Here is a 19,128-nt window from a genome sequence, read left to right as displayed (position 1 = left end):
TAACCTATTATTAAACCGCCCAAGAACACTTTAAGCGGTAACTAGCAAAAACATTATACAAATATAATACAAATATTATACGACCTTGTAAACCAAAAAATGACCCACCGGTCAAAATACAGGAATACTCCATTTATAAACGAAAAAAAAACATCCTTTGATCACTTCGTCAAAGGATGTCCTGTATACACTAACCTATTCATTAAATGATAAGATATGTTTAATTATTTGCCTGTCCAAACCTCGTACCAGGTGGTCGATCTGCGAGGTACTCACGTTCTATCCATGACTGCCAATCTGCTGAATCCTCTGGCATAATCCACTGCGGGTAACGAGCATGTTCTGCACGCTCATAGCCCTTACCACCAAGTACGAATCGAATATCCGGAAACTCGTTTTTAATCCGGTCTATAAGCTGATCACATCGTTCAAGAAGCCCCGTACTTGTGATCGAAAGACAGACCAACTTGATCTTCTGCTCCCGGATAATTGGGAAGATACCTTCTTCTGGCGTGTTTGCACCGAGATACAGTACTTCCGCTCCATTTTTACGCATAAAGAGAGAGAACAGCAACAACCCAACCTGATGATGCTCTCCTTCCGGACACAACGCCAGAACTTTGGGCAAATGCGGATAGATCGGGAACAGATGGAAAAACTGATAAAACCGCTGTGATATCAGCTGAGTCATGAAGTGTTCCTGAGCCACTGAAGCCCTGCCTTGCTCCCATGCATCTCCAACCCGAACCAGTATGGGCACCAGCACATGATAGAACATCGAGTCATACCCGTACATGGTGAAACCAAAATCAATCAAACCATTGGCACGTTCACCCTGAAAGTTGTAGAGCGAGTCATAGATCTGATCTGCCATGCGTGCGTAGGCTTCTTCCATCGTAGGCACCGGAGCCATGATCGGAATAGGCACAGCCTCCTCGGGTGGGTTTAATTTGTTTTGTTTTAACATCCGTACCGCTTCCGAGATATTGGTCTGATGTAGCTCTACCTGTTCTTTTAACCAGCGCAGATCCGCAACATTCTCTTCGGTATACATTCGATAACCCGATTCCGTCCGCTCAGGGGTGACCGCACTATACCGATTCTCCCAAGCCCGGAGCGTTACCGTCGGGATACCGAGCATGGCTGCGACTTGTTTGATGGAATACACCTTATTACCCACTTTCTTTCCTAAATGTCCAGATTTCACAGGTTATATCATTGGTTCCCCGTCCTTGTCAGGCATATGAAAACCCTAACATTCTACAAAAATAATACACTCATTATACACAACGCTCAGACACCTGTCGATTGCATCCTGCCAATTTTGCTATATGCATTTTACGGCTATATTCGTTATTCAACCGGGTTCTCCTGCGTCAACGTGATCATCCGTGTGGTAATAGAAGTCAGCAAGTACAGAAGGGGGAGTCCAGCGTTGGTCTCATTGCGCCGCCATACATCCGACCGCAAGTCTTCACGCGGCAAATTTCCATACATACGAACAGGGATCACCCTATTGGTCCTATGGCTCATCGCCGTCATGCTCTATCAGACTTATAAACCATTACCATCGGGCATTTCCTACGAAAGTCCAGAGTACCATGTGGATCAAGTCGATTTCCTGCATGATCTCACTTATCCTTCCTCCGACGGACAGATGCAGCACGAACAGCAGATCTTCCAGCGCATGATGCAGATTGTAGAGGAAGCAGAGCAGTTTATCCTGGTGGATATGTTCCTGTTCAATAATTATCAGCACAAGGGACAGAACTTTCCTCCCGTGAGTACTGAATTCACCAAAGCTCTGATCGCCAAAAAAAATCAGCATCCTGATATGGACATCTGGTTCATTACAGATGAAGTAAATACCAACTATAACTCAGCACCTAATCCGTTGCTGGAACAATTGACACAAGCAGGCATTCATGTGGTCATCACGGACGTGGACCCTTTGCGTGATTCAACTCCCGTATACTCTGCGGTCTGGCGGACCTTTTTCCAATGGTTCGGCCAATCCGGAGAGGGCTGGATCAAGAACCTGATGGCCACGGATGGTCCGGATGTCACTATGCGTTCCTATCTCAAGCTGCTCAATGTGAAGGCAAATCATCGCAAAGTTGTTGTCAGTGAGAAGAGGGCCATTGTCTCATCTGGCAATATACATGATGCGAGTGCCTACCACTCGAACATTGCATTTGAAGTAACAGGTCCAATCATTGGCGATATTCTTCAGTCAGAGCAAGCTGTACTGGACATCTCAGGCGGAGGCCAGGTTCCTGCCTACACAGCGCCTTCCACGGATTCAAACACGGGAGATATACGAATACGCTATTTAACGGAAGGCAAAGTGAATGACGCTGTACTCCATGAGATCAATCAGGCAAGCAAAGGTGATACTTTATGGATGGGCATGTTCTATGTGGCCTCTCCAAAAGTATTGGAAGCCCTGCTGGAAGCAGCAAAACGAGGAACCGAGATCCGTTTAGTGCTTGATCCAAATGAAAATGCCTTTGGTCAGGAAAAGATCGGCATTCCGAACCGTCCTGTCGCCGCTGAATTGCATGATAAATCCGACGGTAAAATTCAGATCCGCTGGTATAACACCACCAAGGAGCAATATCATACGAAGATGATCTATATTGCCAAAGCTACCGGAGACCATATTGTCCTTGGCGGCTCAACCAACTTTACACCCCGAAACATGAATGACTACAATCTGGAGAATGATCTATGGGTTGCTGCTCCTCCAGACAATAAGTTCACGCTTGATATCGCGAATTATTTTGAGCGTATCTGGAATAATGATGATGCCGAGTTTACGTTAAACCTGGATGAGTTTCAGGAGAAGACTACGTTTTTGAAAGGTATCCTGTATAAGCTGCAACTGATTCTGGGTCTAACGACCTTTTGATTATAAAGCTCATTCAAACCTCTGATGTCCGCCTGCACTCTACTGTGCAGGTGGTTTTTTTATTGACAGGGGATGTAAAATGTGAAAATATAATTACCTAACGACCGTTAGGAAGGTGATTGAATGACTGCACAATCCATTCGGGATGCAGCCCTGTTCCATTTTGCCAGAGATGGTTATGAAGGCGCCTCTCTGAGGGCTATTGCTGATGAAGTTGGGATTAAAAAACCGTCCATATATGCACATTTTAGTTGCAAAGATGACTTATTTTTGCATACCCTGTCCTTTGCTTTTCACGAGGTAAAACGGCACACACTGGAATATTTCCGTGATCATGAAGATCTGCCATTGGAGCAGAGGTTGAAAGGCTTGCTGGTCTGGTTCGAACAAGAATATAATGCCCATGCTTCGGCTCGATTAATGTTGCGTAATTGTTTTTATCCACCACTTTCTCTTTATGGCGAAGTGATGGATCAAGTGTATCCATTTATTGACGGCATGGAACGCGCACTAACTCGTCTGCTGCAACGGGCAATGCGTCATGGAGATATTCCGGCCATTCCCGCGGAACAGGCTGCCATTGCATTTATGACGTTTCTCGACGGTATTACCGTAGAGATTATCTATGGAAGTCCACGTCGGTACAGGAGACGATTGGAAGCATCTTGGCCTGTCTTTTGGCATGGGATTCATCATCTGAACGAAGAGGCACAACACGTTGTGCCGGAAGGAGATTCAACAACATGAACCGCAACTGGTTATATGTATTTATCGGTGGAATTATTGAGATTGTCTGGGTAAGCGGTCTGAAACATGCTTCTAATGCCTGGGAGTGGACTTTGACGGGAATTGCCATCGTGATCAGCTTTGGACTGATCATTGCTGCATCCAAAAGACTGCCTGTGGGTACGGTATATGCGGTCTTTACGGGAATTGGTACGGCAGGTACCGTCCTTACGGAAATGGTACTGTTCGGCGAGCCGTTCCGCTTGGCCAAAGTATTGCTTATTGGCCTGCTGCTCTGCGGCGTAATTGGACTGAAGCTGGTTACCGATCAGCAAGAAGCTCAAGGAGGTGCGGCATAATGGCTTGGATGGCAATTGTAGGTGCAGGTATATGTGAAATTTTTGGCGTGATAGGTATTAATGGTGCTTCGACTCGCAAAGGATGGCCTTATATCGTACTGATGCTGGTATCATTTGTGTTCAGCTTCTCGCTGTTGTCCTACGCCATGACGTCCATTCCCATGGGCACAGCGTATGCAGTGTGGACCGGGATCGGGACGGTAGGCAGTACGTTAACAGGCATGTTCCTGTTTGGTGAACGAAAAGAAGCGAAGCGCATCCTGTTTATTGCAATGATTTTGGTGGCAGCTGTTGGTCTGAAACTGATCACATAAGCGGAACGAAATGAAGTAGCACTTTATAATAACTCCGATTGCAGTACTACTTTCCGATCGCTGTTATCATGTAACTGTTAGCCTCCATTATGATATCTATTAAATGAGTAATATAAATCAGACGACTTCGATCAGGAAGTCGTCTTTTTTGGGTTATGATAGAAATAGGAAACCTCTCTATACTTTGCTACGTAAGAAAGGAAGTCGTCATGATGAAAAAATTATTGGCACGCATGGGTTCTTATACAGGGTATGCCTTTCTGATCGCCATCTCCATCTTCTATCTCATTGCACTTATCGCCATTATTATACTCGCCTTATACGCCTTCACTGGAGAAAACCACCCACTCTAATTTTTCCAATTTACTCCCATTTGAATTCCTTCAACCAGATCGTTTATACTTGGTTTGACCCTAAAGTCAATTCAAGAACTCACAAGTTCCCTGATGAGGTGAATGTATCGTTAATGAACCCTATACATGAGATGAATGAGAAGAAAAAACTCATCATTACTACAGCACTCAAGTTATTTTCATCCAAAGGCAGTGCTGCAACTTCCATGCAAGAGATTGCAGAATTATGCGGGATGTCCAAGGGTAGCCTCTATACCATGTTCAAATCCAAAGAGGAATTGGAAGAGAGCACTCTGGAGTATTGCATGTACACACTAATGGACGAAATGACACAGATTGAGCATGAAACCAGCCTCACCTCGCGAGAACGTCTGCAAAAGCAGATCGAGACACTGCTCATCCACGTATCCGAACTCAAGGAATTTTTGCGGGTACAGATGCGCAGCATGATGATGGATGATGAGAAACAACGCAAGGAACAATGCCATCCGCTGCAAAGAGATCTGGAGGTCCGTACCTTACATTGGTTTAAGGATAAGCTGGAGGAGCAGTACGGATCGGAGATTGAACCTTATACGATTGACCTTATTTTGCTGACACAAGGGCTGTTCCTCTCCTACGTCAAAATCTGGTTTACAGAGATGCCATCCCTGACCGTTACCAAAATGGCAACCAATTTACTTCAAATGATGGACTATGCAGCGCACGGCTTTCTTAAACAGCGACCTTTGCCTTTGATTCCTTTGGAGGACTGGCCTGCCTGGATTACGGAGTCCCAACCGGATTCCACAGTGATGCGGCACCCTATTCATATTATCAAGCAAATGCAGGATATCGCTGCCTCCGAGTTGCCACCAGGGCAACCGAAGAATGATGTACTTGAAACCATTGCCATTCTCAGGCAGGAGATGATGGAATTCACGCCGCGGCGTGCCATTATTCTGGGCATGATGCACAATCTGGAGAACGTAACTGCCATTCAAGCCTTGCACTCCGAGCTTCAGCATATTTTGGATGCCATGTATAGCCGGTTCATCCAAGCTGACTCGTCACACACATAAACAGGAGAAACAGAGAGGAGAAGAAACCATCGTATGAAAGGTATTATTAATTTTTCACTGAACAACAAGTTTGCGATTTGGATTCTGACGATTATCATCTCTTTTGCAGGTCTGTACAGCGGACTGACGATGAAACAGGAGACAATCCCGAACATCAACGTACCGTTTCTGAATGTCACTGCCATTGATCCGGGGGCAGCACCGGAGGGTATCGTTGAAGATGTTACGAAGCCGTTGGAGCAGAAGCTGCGCAATGTTGATGGCGTGAAGACCGTTACCTCCACTTCCATGGAGAATGCGGCGTCCATCACGCTCGAATTCGATTATGGTACAGATCTGACCAACGCAACGGCAACCGTTCGTGAGGCACTGAATGAGGTTCAATTGCCTGACAGCGTGCAGAAACCGACCATTTCCAAGTTCAGCATTAACTCTTTCCCGGTTGTATCGCTGAGCCTGTCCGACAAGGACGGCGGTGACCTGGAACAATTGACACGACTGGTTGAATCGGATATTCAGCCTGCACTCGAAGATATTGATGGTGTAGCTCAGGTTCAGGTGTCCGGTCAATATGTGAAAGAAGTTCAACTGAAGTTCGACCAAGCCAAAATGGCCGAGCTGGGCCTAACGGAAGATACCGTAAACGGCATCGTTCAAGGTTCCTCCATCCGTGTGCCTCTTGGACTGTTTGAACTGGATAAATCCCAGAAGGCCGTTGTCGTGGACGGAAACATCGTCGACATCGATGATCTGAAAAACCTTGCCATTCCAGTTGTACCCGGCGGTGCTGGTGCTCCCACAGGCAATGGTTCAGGCGCAGCTGCACATAGCTCTGGAGCACCAACTGGTGAATCCTCAGTAGCTGGCCAAGCAGGTCAAGGTACCGCTCCTGGCTCTGCACAAGGAACAGACCAGGCCGCAGGTCAAGCTGCTGGCGGTAACGCCAGTGCAGGTAGTCCTTCAGGTGCTGCCAATTCACCTGGCATTCCAACTGTAAAACTCAGTGAAATTGCCAAGATCGAAGTCATCGGTCAAGCGGAATCCATTTCCCGGACAGACGGCAAGGAATCGATCGGTATTTCCATTGTAAAATCCAACGATGCCAACACGGTTGATGTCGTCAACGCAGTCAAAGACAAAGCGGAAGAGTTGCAAACGCAGTTCAAAAATGCTGATTTGACTGTACTGCTTGACCAAGGTAAGCCCATTCAGGACTCAGTGAACACGATGCTGGGCAAAGCCGTTTTTGGTGCTTTGTTTGCAATCCTGATCATCCTGCTATTCCTGCGTAATATTCGTTCAACCATTATCTCCATTATCTCGATCCCGCTCTCCTTGCTCATGGCATTGACTGCGCTCAATATGATGGATATTACCTTAAACATGATGACGCTGGGTGCCATGACGGTTGCCATTGGACGGGTTGTCGATGACTCCATCGTTGTTATCGAGAACATCTACCGCAGATTAACACTCAAAGGTGAGAGATTGAAAGGCCGTGAACTGGTCCGCGAAGCAACGCGCGAGATGTTCATTCCTATTCTTTCCTCCACCATTGTAACGATTGCTGTATTCCTGCCACTGGCATTGGTAAGCGGTATGGTCGGTGAGCTATTCATGCCATTTGCACTGACCATGGTATTCGCCTTGCTGGCATCCCTGCTCGTTGCCATTACCATTGTGCCGATGCTTGCGCATACCCTGTTCCGTAAAGGGTTGAAGAACAAACAGAATCACGAAGAAAAACCAGGCAAAATGGCGGAAGGTTACAAACGCCTGCTGAACTGGACGCTGTCTCACAAACTCATCACGGTTAGTATTGCAGTGATCTTGCTGGTCGGAAGTTTGTTCCTGTACCCGTTCATCGGTGCAAGCTTCTTGCCGGAACAACAGGATAAATATGTGACGATTACGTACAGTCCACAAACCGGATCCTTGCGTGAAGATGTAGAAAAAGAAGCACTTGTTGCCGAGAAGTGGTTGCTGAAACAACCAGGTCTGGAGAAAATGCAATATTCCATCGGCGGAAGTAATCCACTGAGCAGCATGGGTGGCGGTGGCTCCAACTCGGCTCTATTCTATATTGAATATAACGAAGATACGAAAGACTTTACTCAAGTGAAAGAACAGCTTGTCGAAGGTCTGAAGAAGGAAGTTAGCGTAGGAACCTGGAGTGAGCTTGATATGTCCGGGGGTCTGGGTGGCAGTGGCTTGAGCCTGTCCATCTATGGCGATAATGTAGAGCAACTCAAACCTGTATCGGACGAAATTCTGAAACTGGTTGAAGCGGATAAGGATAATTTTGAAAAAGCAGATACAACACTCGCTGACACCTACGGGCAGTATACGCTCGTTGCAGATCAGGAGAAACTAAGTTCCTTGGGCCTGACTGCAGGACAACTGGCTATGGCATTGAGCCCGACACGGGAACGTCCTGTGCTCACGGAAGTCGATATCGATAATAAAACGTACAAAGTATATGTAGAGACAGATGATAAAACATTCAGCAGTATTGATGAGATTGAGGATGAGACCGTCACTTCACCGCTTGGCATTCAAGTTCCGATCAAAGATGTTGCCAAAGTGGAAGAAGGTACGTCCCCGAACTCCATCATGCAGATTGATGGTAAAGTTGTTGTACAAGTCACAGCCAACATCCTGGCTTCGGATGTGCAGAAAGCTTCAAGTAACTTACAGGCTGAGATCGACAAGTTGGATCTGCCTGATGGCGTTGAAGTAAAATTCGGCGGTACAACCGAACAGATTAATGATACCTTTACTCAACTTGGTCTCGCCATGCTGGCGGCCATCGCCATTGTATACTTCGTGCTCGTTGTTACATTCGGCGGCGGATTGGCACCATTCGCCATCCTGTTCTCCCTGCCATTTACGGTGATTGGTATTATGGTAGGTTTGTTCATCGCTGGGGGTACGCTTGATGTCTCCGCCATGATGGGTGGACTGATGCTCATCGGAATCGTGGTCACCAACGCCATCGTGTTGATCGACCGTGTTATTCACAAGGAAAAAGAGGGTATGCCTACCCGTGAAGCCTTGCTGGAAGCCGGCGCAACTCGTCTGCGTCCAATTCTGATGACCGCTCTCGCAACGATCGGTGCCCTGTTGCCACTGGTTACGGGTCTCGAAGAGAGTGCGGGTATCATCTCGAAAGGATTGGGAATTACCGTAATCGGCGGTCTGATCAGCTCCACGCTGCTCACGCTGGTTATCGTACCGATTGTGTATGAGTTCCTGATGAAATTTAAAAAGAAAAGAATCGAAGATTAAAAAGTAGAGAGTTGTGCTCATGTAAAGATTTGAATACAACTTAACTACAGACTGTACACTCTAGGCTCTCGCCCCTTAGCCCATATTGGAATGATTCAATTCCGATGTGTTGCTAAGGGCTTTTTTATTTGAGTCGAAATTACGTCACATAGACTGACATAGAAATAATTCATTTTAATCATAATCACAAAAAGAATGCTCTTGATTGTCATTTGAAACAAATGAACGTGAGATTTTAGCCCATCTGCTGTAAATCGACTTATAATATGGATGAATTATGCAAGTTGAAGAATTCCAGACTCCAGATACGTCACATGTGATTGGGGAAGGATGGTGGTTGTGTGGGGGAGACAACGCTACATATTCAAGTCAGAGACATGTTAAAACGCCCCGTGTTTCGCAAGGCGGAAGTTTTGGCCAGTGATCGTGCACTGGAGCGGTATGTTCGCTGGGTTCATATCATGGAAGTCCCTGAGGTAGGGGACTTGCTCAATGGCGGGGAATTGGTGCTAACGACAGGCATTGGTTGGCAGAAAGGTGAGCAGCAAGGTCTGTCTTTTCTGCGTCAGTTAATTGCACGTGGGGCTGCCGGACTCTGCATGGAACTGGGGGATCACACCAAGTCGCAACTCGGTGCCATGAAGGAAATTGCAGTCGCCGCGGATTTCCCGTTGATCTGGTTCCACGAACAAGTCCGTTACATTGATATTACGCAAGATCTGCATTTCACCCTGATTCGCAGTCATCAGCGGATGATCGCCGAACTCGATCATCTTACCACCTCATTTAACCAACTTCTTCTGAATGGAGATGGCGTACAACCTCTGCTTCGATTATTGTCACGAACAACCGGATATGCCGTGGCGTTATACCCACTTGAAGGGGAAGCGAGTAGCGTTCCCTATTGCTCTCCTGAGCAGCTGGAGACTCGTCGGCAGGATTGGTTTTTGCAGCGGGGACATTTGGCAGGAGAGGATATTCCAAATGTAATGCAGCTGTCAGATAACAGATTACATGCGTTCAGTATGCCTGTTCGGGCGTTAGACTACACCTTTGCCGATCTTGTACTCATGCACCAAAAACTGCCCGATCACGATTCAAGCATACCCAACCAACCTTCGGATGAATTCATCATTCAGGCACTGGAACGTTGCGCAGCCGCAATTGCCCAGGATTGGATGCGAACCAAATACATGGAAGAGAAACGTCGCTACAAAGAAGATATGTGGGTCATTGACTGGCTTAACGGACATCACTCCACGAAGGAAATTCATGAATATGTATCCGCCGTTAACCCCCTTCTCGCAACGAGCAAAGCCACGATTATTTTATTCGACAGTAACCCTGTATCCACAGACAGCCTCAGGCTTCAGAAATTATTGATCCAACGTAACATCGTCGCCCGTTCCGTGTTCGCTCGGGAGAACTTCACCCTCTACAGCACCGTTCTGAATCACCAGATCATTCTTATCATTCTCGACCCACTACCTGGATCTCAGCGCAAAAGCAGTCTCTGGCGCTGCATCGAACAGCTGCAGCAGCACGAGCAGGAACAGTCCCACTGCCTCTTCTCAGGCATGTTCGGTATCGGTCATAGCTGCACGGACCTCTCCCGTCTCAAGGACAGCCTGGAAGCCGCAAAGGAGACCCTGCGGATTCAGAAGGACATCGGTGTGATGCAGCAGCCCTTTTACAGCAATCTTCATTGTTACCGCATCATCGCCAGTATGAAGCAGAGTGGCAATCTGGATGATTTCATCGAAGAATATCTGGGGCCGCTCATCCGTTACGATGTAGAGAAAGGAGGCCAGCTGCTACGCACGCTCAAACAATATTTGGTCCTGTGCTGCTCCAAACAAGAGACGGCCACCGCGCTATATATCGTCAGACAGACATTGTATCACCGTTTGGACAAAATCGAAGCCCTTTTGGGAGAAGACTATATCCTCCCGGAGAAAAGGGTTGCTATTGAGTTAGCGATCTATGCGTACGAGTACGTTAATGGCCCCCTAGGGTGAGAGGAACTTTGCTCTTGTTCTCTGTCCTCACCTCACAGGGTTGTTCTATGCTATTCCAGCTCCCCGCTGCTCCTGAAGCTGGCGAATCAGGATATGACTGAACCACTTACGTCCAGACGCCGTGCCCACGTATTGCTCTTGTTTCTCTTCGGGAAGATCCGGGTGCCCCCATATGACGTGAGCACCCTCCAGATGTTCCCGTACCGCATAGATTCGATACCCCTGCGCAACCATTCGCTCGATGGCAATCCGCTCGGCCTCAAACACATCATGATCCGACATCAGCTTCTCCCTCCATTCACTGCCGTCACAGGCTGTTTCATCGGAATGGGTGCGCCTGCATCATACTTGTTACGCTTCACATATTGCCCTGCCCCTGCTGTTCCGGCATACTGGCGATCTCGAATGACATACTCCCCGCGGCACAACACCGTCACCGGACATCCCTGTACCTGCATCCCTTCAAATGCACTGTAATCCACATTCATATGATGCGTATCCGCCGAGATCACCCTGTTTACAGAAGGGTCAAAAATAACGATATCCGCATCTGTCCCTACAGCCAGAGTCCCTTTCTGCGGAAATAACCCAAATAACTTACTCGCTCTTGTCGAACATAGATCGACCCATTGATTGAGCGTAATCCTCCCTTTGACTACACCTTCCGAATACAGAATGCTAAGGCGATCTTCGATGACCGGCCCCCCATTCGGGATTTTGCTGAAATCATCTTTGCCCAGGTCCTTCTGCCCTTTGAAGTTAAACGAGCAATGATCGGAGCCAATCGTCTGCAACTGACCGCTTTTCAGTGCGTTCCATAGTACTTCCTGATGAGCTGCTTCCCGCAGCGGTGGTGACCAGACGTACTTTGCACCCTCGAAGTCCGGCTGATCCATGATTGACTGATCCAACGTCAAATACTGAGGACAGGTCTCCCCCCAGATTCGGTATCCCATTTCACGCATACGCGCGATCTGCTCCACAGCCTCCGCACAGGTCACATGCACCACATACAACTGTGAATCCGCAAGTGCAGCCAACCGGGCCGCCCGGCCTGTCGCTTCTCCCTCCAGCATGGATGGACGAGTCAGCGCATGATGAATTGGTTCCGTTCTCCCATCGGCGAGCGCCTGTCGAACCAGCAGGTCAATGACATCTCCGTTCTCGGCATGAACCATGACGAGTGCGCCGTACTCTTTTGCCTTTTGCAACGTCTGGAAGAGAATCCCGTCATCGGCCTGGAACTGGTTTTTGTACGCCATGAACACCTTAAAGGATGACACACCCTGTTCTTCAATGATCTGCGGTAACTCTTCCAGCACCTGATCATTCATCTCGCCAATCATGAGATGGAAACCGTAGTCGATGGCGGCTTTACCCTCGGCTTTGGCATGCCACTCCTGGAGGGATTCGATTAAGGGACGACCTTTTTGTGTCAGGCAGAAATCAATGATCGTTGTTGTACCACCAAAGGCTGCCGCTGTTGTTCCCGTCGCAAAATCATCCGCCGTTACCGTTCCACCAAATGGCATATCCAGATGTGTATGCGGGTCGATCCCGCCAGGAATAACGTAACAACCCGCTGCATCCACAATTTCCGTTCGTTCGTCAGGCACCAGTCCGATGCCAATCTGTGTGATTTTACCCTTTTCGATCAAAATATCTGCTTCAAAGGTATCTGACGCTGTGACCAACACACCATTACGAATCAATTTGCGGGTACTCATGATATCGCCTCCTTGGTTGATTGATCTCTGACCGATTGCAGCATGGCAATCGCAGATTGACGTTCATTCCAGGTTACGGGTTCCTGCTCTGGCACAAGCTCAATCATCTCAATGGCCCCATCCACCGGGCAAACGATCGAACACAGATTACAGCCAACACAATCCTCCTCCACCACTTCCAGATAGGAGCCGGACGGATCGGTCAACATATCAATACACTGATGCGAGGTGTCCTCACAAGCAATATGGCATTTGTTGCAATTGATGCAGACATCGCGGTTGATGCGGGCGACCACTTTGTAGTTCAGATCGAGATTGCCCCAATCCGAGTAACGTGGAACGGTCTGACCTACCAGTTCTGCTACGCTGCTCAGACCCTTTTCATCCAAATAATCGTTCAGCCCATCAATCATGTCCTCCACAATGCGGAATCCATGATGCATCGCTGCGGTACATACCTGAACCCCTGTAGCACCCATGAGCAGAAACTCTGCCGTATCACGCCAGTCGGATATGCCACCAATACCCGATATCGGCACACCCACCTCCGGATTACGAGCGCACTCGGCAACCATGTTCAGTGCAATTGGCTTCACGGCTGGGCCACAGTATCCACCATGCGCTCCTTTGCCACCCACATGCGGCACGGTATTCCACGAATCCAGATCCACACCTGCCAGGGAGTTAATCGTATTGATCAGAGAAATCGCATCTGCGCCGCCGCGGACGGCTGCCCGGGCGGTTGCCGTAATATCCGTGATATTCGGCGTGAGCTTGACGATCACCGGTGTGGTTGCCACTTCCTTCACCCACATCGTCTGTAACTCGACCAAGTCAGGTTGCTGACCAGAGGCGGCTCCCATACCACGTTCGGCCATGCCATGCGGGCAGCCAAAGTTCAGCTCCAGGCCATCAACACCGACAGCTTCCACTTTTTTCACAATCTCATGCCACTTCTCCCGCGTAGGTTCCACCATCAGTGAAGCGACAACCGCGCGATCCGGGAAGCGCTTCTTGGTCTCGGCAATCTCCCGCAGATTCACTTCCAGCGGACGATCGGATATCAATTCAATATTGTTAAACCCCGCCACGCGCTGTCCGCCGAAATGGACCGCAGCGAAACGCGAGGATGTATTGATAATTGGCTCACCCAGTGTTTTCCACACCGCGCCACCCCAGCCCGCTTCGAACGCACGCTGAACCTGATACCCCGTATTGGTCGGTGGTGCAGAAGCCAGCCAGAATGGATTGGGTGATCGAATACCTGCCAGATTAATGGATAAGTCAGCCATAACGATCCCTCCTTGGTGTTGTTTGAACTCACTAGTTACACTGGACACTCCGTACCTTGTTCCCCTCACAACTCACGCCGTCTCTTCCACCTGTCCAGGCAATGCCTTCATGACTGCCGCAGCAGCGAGCTTACCCTGCTGTGCGGCTGAGACAACCATCGCCTCACCCTGGCCCTGACCAAAAATAACATCTCCTGCCGCATAGATCTGAGGATTCGAGGTACGGTACGAATGCGGCTCAATCTCGACGACACCCCAGTGGTGACGCAGTCCAAACGCTTCGATTAATGGTAATAAACGATGCTGTCCAATCGCCCGGATGACCGTATCACATTCAATCATGAACTCCGAACCCTCCACAGGCACGGGCAACGCACGCCCACCGCCAGGCGGGGTAACCAGTTCCATTTTCACGCATTCCACAGCCTCAACCCGACCGTTCTCGTCTCCGATAATACGCTGCGGCATCGTAAACCAGCGGAACTCCACACCCTCCTGTTTGGCAAACGTATATTCAAACGCATACGCCGTCATCTGGCTTTCGCCGCGCCGATATAACATCTGCACCCGCTCTGCACCCAGACGTACGGAACAAGTTGCTGCATCTACCGCCGTATTGCCCGCGCCAATCACGGCGACCTTCAGACCATTCAGCGCGGGCGGAACCCCCTGCTTGGTAGACTCCACCAGTTCAATCGCATCATAGACACCTTCCAGTGTCTCCCCTTCAATGCCCAACATGGGTACTGAGCCCATGCCACAGGCCAGAATGACCGCTTCATGCTGCTCCAGCAACTGCGTAGCAGGAATATCCACACCAATGCGTACCCCGTAACGGATCTGCACACCCAGTGCTTCCACCTGCTCCACTTCCCATAGCGCAACCGATTCGGGCAGACGGAAAGATACTATGCCATACGTATTCAGCCCGCCGCCTTTGGGTTTGGCTTCATAGATCGTCACCTCATACCCTGCGCGCCCCAATTCACGTGCCGCCGACAGTCCCGCTGGCCCGGCTCCCACAACAGCAACATTTCTCCCATTGGCGGGCGCTGCCTGGAATAACGGCTCATTCTTCGCCCGTGCCCAATCAGTGGCATAACGCTGCAAGTCACCAATTCGAATCGGCTTCGACGATTCGTTAAGCACACATGCGCCTTCACACAGTTCCTCTGTGGGACAGACACGTGCGCAGCTGGCTCCAACCGGATTCGCATCCATAATGGTGCGGGCCGAACCTTTCAGGTGCCCTGTGGATATTTTGCTAATAAAAGAAGGGATGTTGATGTCGGTTGGACAGGCCTTGATACAAGGTGCATCGTAACAGTACAGACAGCGGTTTGACTCCTCCATCGCTTCCTTGCCTGTCATGGCGGGTTTCATCTCGGCAAAACGACTCTCCCACCCATAATCGGATAACGTTGTTCCTGAGCTGTTCATCAATGTCATGCACCTCCTGGAGAATGATTCGTGCTAGCTTCCAGCCACTTTTACAGACTAACCAGATGTTCGTACGTTTCCGGTCTGCGATCCCGATAGAATTGCCATACATTACGTACCTCACGAATCATCTCCGTATCCATCTCGCCAATGACGACCTCATCCTGATCACGGCTGCCCATGGCTACCATTCTGCCTCGCGGGTCCACCAGATACGACTGCCCATAAAATTCACCCATATTCCACGGCGCTTCCACGCCAACCCGGTTAATGGCTGCAACATAATAGCCGTTAGCTACCGCGTGAGCAGGCTGTTCCAGTTTCCACAGATATTCCGATGTACCCGCAACTGTAGCGGATGGATTGAACACAATCTCTGCCCCCGCCAATCCGAGCAATCGTGCCCCTTCCGGGAAATGACGGTCATAACAGATGTACACGCCAACTCTGGCATAAGCCGTATCAAATACTGGAAACCCGAGGTTGCCTGGTTTGAAATAATACTTTTCCCAGAACCCGTTCGTACCCTCACCTGCTTTCACATGCGGGATGTGATGTTTGCGGTATTTGCCCAGATACGTACCATCTGCATCAATGACGGCCGCCGTATTGTAATACGAAGCAATGCCCTCCACCTCGTACACCGGCAAAATAATCACCACTGCAAGCTCCTTCGCCAGCTCCTGAAAAAGCTTGGTCGTCGGTCCTTCCGGCACCGGTTCAGCGGATGCATACCATCTGGGATTCTGCTCTGTGCAAAAGTACGGGCCATAGAATACTTCCTGCAACCCGATAATCTTCGCCCCTCGTGCAGCCGCTTCTCGAACCAGCGCAATATGTTTCTGAACCGCAGCTTCTTTGTGAACCTCAACGGGAGCCGAACCTTCAATCTCATGAGAAGCCTGGATTAATCCGATACTGATTTTGGCCATAACGTCACAACGCCTCCTCAGGTAAAATGGTTGGTTCATTCTCTCCACTGCACATCCTCCGAATGGTGCGATACAACACTTCCGTACCCAATCCAATATCCTCGGGGGTGGAATATTCACTGGGATGATGACTGATGCCGTCCTTGCTGCGGACAAAAATCATGCCATAATCACATACAAAAGAAAGGGCTAACGCATCATGGAACGGACCACTCATCAGTTCTGGCAAAGGAACCCCGATCTCTTCCGCGGATGAACGAATCACCGACATGATTGGCTCTGCACAATACCGCGGCTCACTGTTCGTATCCTCTGTCAGCGAATAAGTTAGACCATAACGGGAACTCACGTCATCCAAAATGTTCATCAATCGAGCTTCAAGCCGGTTCCTGCGCTCCATCTCCATGTCTCGCAAATCCACTGTGAAGCTGACTTCCTCCGGGATGATATTCCGCGAATCTGGAAACACCCTCAGACTTCCCACCGTACCTACAGTTGGAGCTTCCGGGTCTTCTCTCACCATATCGTCAAAAGCAGAAATGACTTTGGCGCTGCCTGCCAAAGCATCATGCCGCATTGCCATCGGAACGGAGCCGGCATGACCCGCCATCCCTTTCATCGTCACCGTGAGCCATAGCGGGCCCGAAATGCCCGTCACCAGACCCACAGGAGCATTCAATGCTTCCAGTACCGGCCCCTGCTCAATGTGCAGCTCCAGATAACTGCCTATGGAACCTGGCGGATAGATCGCTTCTTCAAAATCCGAAGGAGAACAACCAAAGGCTTCCAGCGCCTCACGGCGGGTCACTCCGTTTTTATCCTGCCGATCCAGTTCGCCTTCTTCCAACTGACCGGTTATGCCACGTGAGCCGAACAGGCCTTTATTAAAACGGGAACCCTCCTCATCGCAAAAGGCAATCACCTCAATCGGCATACGGGGCTGAATGCCATTTTCGATCAGGCATTGCACCGCTTCGAGTGCGCCAAGCACACCAATCGCTCCATCATATCGTCCGCCATAGGGCTGAGAGTCGATATGGGAACCAATCATAAGGATCGGCAGGGCCTGATCCGCACCTTCCAGACGACCAATCAGATTGCCGAAGGCATCAAGTCGAGTCGTCAGACCAGCCTTTTCCATCCAGAGACGAACCTGTATGATGCCGTCCATATCTTCCGGGGTCAGGGCAAGTCGGCAGACACCCGTCTCTGCGATTCGGCCAATACGTGACAACTGCTCAATTCGTTCATTCAGCCGAAGCTGATTAATGAGTGTGCCTGTTGTGGTCTGCATCCTCCCTCGCCTCCTTGCGCATATTTATCGTGTTAACCTGCGTCCAGACTACGTAGTGCAACGAGTAAACTTCCAGCGATCAGATCCAACTCATCCTCAGTGGTGACAAACGGTGGGGAGATCGTCAAAATATTCGCAAACCCCGGCACGGTATCACCGTTCTTGCCAATCAGAATACCTTCCCTTTTACAACTGGCGAGTACCTTCATTACTTTATCCGCTTCTGCAGGAGACCCGTCTGCTTCAATCAATTCCACCCCACAGGCGAATCCGAATGAACGGATATCCCCCACAATGGACAGCTCTAGCAAAGGTTCCAGCTTCTCACGAAGCAGATAACCCAGTTCCTCCGCGCGGCTGACCAGATTCTCTCGTTCCAGAATCTCCAGATTTGCCAGTGCCACCCGGCAGGACACCGGATTGCCACCAAATGTGTTTACGTGGCGAAAATGGGCATCCGGTCCGGGTTCCCGGAACGTGTCATACAGATCAGCTCTCACAGCCGTTGCCGATAGCGGTGAATACGCACTGGTCATGCCTTTTGCCATCGTCACAATGTCTGGCTGTACACCATAATTCTGATGACCAAACTTCTGCCCCGAGCGGCCAAAACCACAGATGACCTCATCGACAATGAGCAGCACGCCATAGCGCTGACAGATCTCTTGCACGGTCCGCATATAATCCGGCGGGGGCACAATCATGCCGCCCCCTGTAATCACCGGCTCCATAATTACTGCGGCAACCGTCTCAGGACCTTCCCAACGTATCACCTCTTCATAGATGGTTGCGCACTCGAGTCCGCACCCATCCTTGTTCCGCCCAAACGGGCAGCGGTAACAATACGGTGGCGGAACATGAGAGAAACCTACGCCGAGCGGTTCATATTTGATCTTGCGGGCGGCTTGCCCGGTCGCACCCAGCGCACCCATGGAGTTGCCGTGATAGGCCCGGTGACGGGAGATGAATTTGTGCCGAGTAGGCTCACCATTCTGATGGTGATACTGACGGGCTATTTTGAAAGCCACCTCATTCGCATCTGAACCCGAGTTGGAGAAGAATATTCGATACTCCCCCTCCAGCCATTCATTCAGCTTCTCCGCCAGCAAAATCGCCGGTTCGTGACTCTGCGTCATCGGTACATAAGCGAGGGCTTTCATCTGTTCGTAGGCACTCCTCGCAATCTCCTCACGGCCATGCCCCACATTCACACACCAAAGTCCAGACATCGCATCCAGATAACGTGTGCCATCCTGATCAGTGATCCAGCTGCCCTCCCCGCTTACCGCAATCATCGGATGATCGTTATGAGGCGAGATGTGATGCCATACGTATTTACGATCCTTCTCCAGCCATTCTTCCTTCGTACCGCCAAGCGGCTGCGGCTGCTGATCTACAGAACTCATTCGTCAT

General features: G+C 49.6%; 16 protein-coding genes. 8 read left to right on the top strand and 8 right to left on the bottom strand.

Going from position 1 to position 19,128, the window contains the following annotated elements:
* Positions 1-220: 220 nt before the first annotated feature.
* Positions 221-1,168, bottom strand: a complete 948-nt coding sequence (locus tag ACE3K2_RS20165; RefSeq protein WP_421894192.1) for a MerR family transcriptional regulator — start codon at positions 1,166-1,168, stop codon at positions 221-223.
* Between the two features lie 267 nt (positions 1,169-1,435).
* On the opposite strand from ACE3K2_RS20165, the gene ACE3K2_RS20160 reads away from it, so the two are divergent.
* The 8 genes from ACE3K2_RS20160 to ACE3K2_RS20125 all read left to right on the top strand — a co-directional run bounded on the left by ACE3K2_RS20160 (position 1,436) and on the right by ACE3K2_RS20125 (position 11,030).
* Positions 1,436-2,911: a phospholipase D family protein gene (locus ACE3K2_RS20160; RefSeq protein WP_421894189.1), complete on the top strand. Its 1,476-nt coding sequence runs from the start codon at positions 1,436-1,438 to the stop codon at positions 2,909-2,911.
* A gap of 123 nt (positions 2,912-3,034) precedes the next feature.
* Complete coding sequence (locus ACE3K2_RS20155; protein WP_421894187.1) at positions 3,035-3,658, top strand: TetR/AcrR family transcriptional regulator; 624 nt, start codon at positions 3,035-3,037, stop codon at positions 3,656-3,658.
* Entirely contained in the window at positions 3,655-3,996 is a 342-nt protein-coding gene (locus tag ACE3K2_RS20150) for a DMT family transporter (protein ID WP_091036235.1), read from the top strand. The genes ACE3K2_RS20155 and ACE3K2_RS20150 overlap by 4 nt, the downstream gene beginning before the upstream one ends.
* The gene (locus tag ACE3K2_RS20145) at positions 3,996-4,310 is read left to right on the top strand and encodes a DMT family transporter (RefSeq protein WP_062836933.1); all 315 of its coding nucleotides are present in this window, start codon (positions 3,996-3,998) and stop codon (positions 4,308-4,310) included. Before ACE3K2_RS20150 ends, ACE3K2_RS20145 begins: the two co-directional genes overlap by 1 nt.
* Positions 4,311-4,519: 209 nt before the next feature.
* Positions 4,520-4,663: a hypothetical protein gene (locus ACE3K2_RS20140; protein WP_421894183.1), complete on the top strand. Its 144-nt coding sequence runs from the start codon at positions 4,520-4,522 to the stop codon at positions 4,661-4,663.
* A gap of 113 nt (positions 4,664-4,776) precedes the next feature.
* Positions 4,777-5,724 carry a TetR/AcrR family transcriptional regulator gene (locus tag ACE3K2_RS20135; RefSeq protein WP_421894180.1) on the top strand — a complete coding sequence of 316 codons (948 nt, stop codon included), beginning with the start codon at positions 4,777-4,779 and terminating at the stop codon, positions 5,722-5,724.
* Positions 5,725-5,757: 33 nt separating this feature from the next.
* Positions 5,758-9,012, top strand: a complete 3,255-nt coding sequence (locus tag ACE3K2_RS20130; RefSeq protein ID WP_421894177.1) for an efflux RND transporter permease subunit — start codon at positions 5,758-5,760, stop codon at positions 9,010-9,012.
* A 341-nt stretch (positions 9,013-9,353) separates the two neighbouring features.
* On the top strand, positions 9,354-11,030 hold the full coding sequence (locus tag ACE3K2_RS20125; RefSeq protein ID WP_421894173.1) for a PucR family transcriptional regulator: 1,677 nt from the start codon (positions 9,354-9,356) through the stop codon (positions 11,028-11,030).
* Positions 11,031-11,075: 45 nt separating this feature from the next.
* Here the strand turns inward: ACE3K2_RS20125 and ACE3K2_RS20120 are convergent, their stop codons facing one another.
* The 7 genes from ACE3K2_RS20120 to ACE3K2_RS20090 all read right to left on the bottom strand — a co-directional run bounded on the left by ACE3K2_RS20120 (position 11,076) and on the right by ACE3K2_RS20090 (position 19,121).
* Positions 11,076-11,312, bottom strand: coding sequence for a hypothetical protein (locus ACE3K2_RS20120; RefSeq protein ID WP_421894170.1), 237 nt, complete (start codon positions 11,310-11,312; stop codon positions 11,076-11,078).
* Entirely contained in the window at positions 11,312-12,757 is a 1,446-nt protein-coding gene (gene hydA, locus ACE3K2_RS20115; RefSeq protein WP_421894167.1) for a dihydropyrimidinase, read from the bottom strand. The genes ACE3K2_RS20120 and hydA overlap by 1 nt, the downstream gene beginning before the upstream one ends.
* On the bottom strand, positions 12,754-14,049 hold the full coding sequence (gene preA, locus ACE3K2_RS20110; RefSeq protein WP_421894164.1) for an NAD-dependent dihydropyrimidine dehydrogenase subunit PreA: 1,296 nt from the start codon (positions 14,047-14,049) through the stop codon (positions 12,754-12,756). Before preA ends, hydA begins: the two co-directional genes overlap by 4 nt.
* 72 nt (positions 14,050-14,121) lie before the next feature.
* Complete coding sequence (locus tag ACE3K2_RS20105) at positions 14,122-15,489, bottom strand: NAD(P)-dependent oxidoreductase (protein WP_421894321.1); 1,368 nt, start codon at positions 15,487-15,489, stop codon at positions 14,122-14,124.
* 50 nt (positions 15,490-15,539) lie between these two features.
* Positions 15,540-16,421 (bottom strand): nitrilase-related carbon-nitrogen hydrolase, encoded by an 882-nt coding sequence (locus ACE3K2_RS20100; protein ID WP_421894161.1) that lies wholly within the window; start codon positions 16,419-16,421, stop codon positions 15,540-15,542.
* Between the two features lie 4 nt (positions 16,422-16,425).
* A complete protein-coding gene (locus ACE3K2_RS20095; RefSeq protein ID WP_421894158.1) occupies positions 16,426-17,715 on the bottom strand; it encodes a M20 family metallo-hydrolase in 1,290 nt (429 codons plus the stop codon).
* A gap of 32 nt (positions 17,716-17,747) precedes the next feature.
* Entirely contained in the window at positions 17,748-19,121 is a 1,374-nt protein-coding gene (locus tag ACE3K2_RS20090) for an aspartate aminotransferase family protein (protein ID WP_421894155.1), read from the bottom strand.
* Positions 19,122-19,128: the final 7 nt, after the last annotated feature.

Source organism: Paenibacillus sp. (genome assembly GCF_048976745.1).
Classification (GTDB): Bacteria; Bacillota; Bacilli; order Paenibacillales; family Paenibacillaceae; genus Paenibacillus.
This window is presented reverse-complemented; position numbering and strand designations above follow the sequence as displayed.

Bases quoted from the DNA above. Each gene is read 5' to 3' on its own strand.
- ACE3K2_RS20155 (WP_421894187.1), top strand. From the start codon at position 3,035: ATGACTGCACAATCCATTCGGGATGCAGCCCTGTTCCATTTTGCCAGA.
- ACE3K2_RS20150 (WP_091036235.1), top strand. From the start codon at position 3,655: ATGAACCGCAACTGGTTATATGTATTTATCGGTGGAATTATTGAGATT.
- ACE3K2_RS20145 (WP_062836933.1), top strand. From the start codon at position 3,996: ATGGCTTGGATGGCAATTGTAGGTGCAGGTATATGTGAAATTTTTGGC.
- ACE3K2_RS20140 (WP_421894183.1), top strand. From the start codon at position 4,520: ATGATGAAAAAATTATTGGCACGCATGGGTTCTTATACAGGGTATGCC.
- ACE3K2_RS20135 (WP_421894180.1), top strand. From the start codon at position 4,777: ATGAACCCTATACATGAGATGAATGAGAAGAAAAAACTCATCATTACT.
- ACE3K2_RS20130 (WP_421894177.1), top strand. From the start codon at position 5,758: ATGAAAGGTATTATTAATTTTTCACTGAACAACAAGTTTGCGATTTGG.
- ACE3K2_RS20120 (WP_421894170.1), bottom strand. From the start codon at position 11,312: ATGTCGGATCATGATGTGTTTGAGGCCGAGCGGATTGCCATCGAGCGA.
- hydA (WP_421894167.1), bottom strand. From the start codon at position 12,757: ATGAGTACCCGCAAATTGATTCGTAATGGTGTGTTGGTCACAGCGTCA.
- preA (WP_421894164.1), bottom strand. From the start codon at position 14,049: ATGGCTGACTTATCCATTAATCTGGCAGGTATTCGATCACCCAATCCA.
- ACE3K2_RS20105 (WP_421894321.1), bottom strand. From the start codon at position 15,489: ATGAACAGCTCAGGAACAACGTTATCCGATTATGGGTGGGAGAGTCGT.
- ACE3K2_RS20100 (WP_421894161.1), bottom strand. From the start codon at position 16,421: ATGGCCAAAATCAGTATCGGATTAATCCAGGCTTCTCATGAGATTGAA.
- ACE3K2_RS20095 (WP_421894158.1), bottom strand. From the start codon at position 17,715: ATGCAGACCACAACAGGCACACTCATTAATCAGCTTCGGCTGAATGAA.
- ACE3K2_RS20090 (WP_421894155.1), bottom strand. From the start codon at position 19,121: ATGAGTTCTGTAGATCAGCAGCCGCAGCCGCTTGGCGGTACGAAGGAA.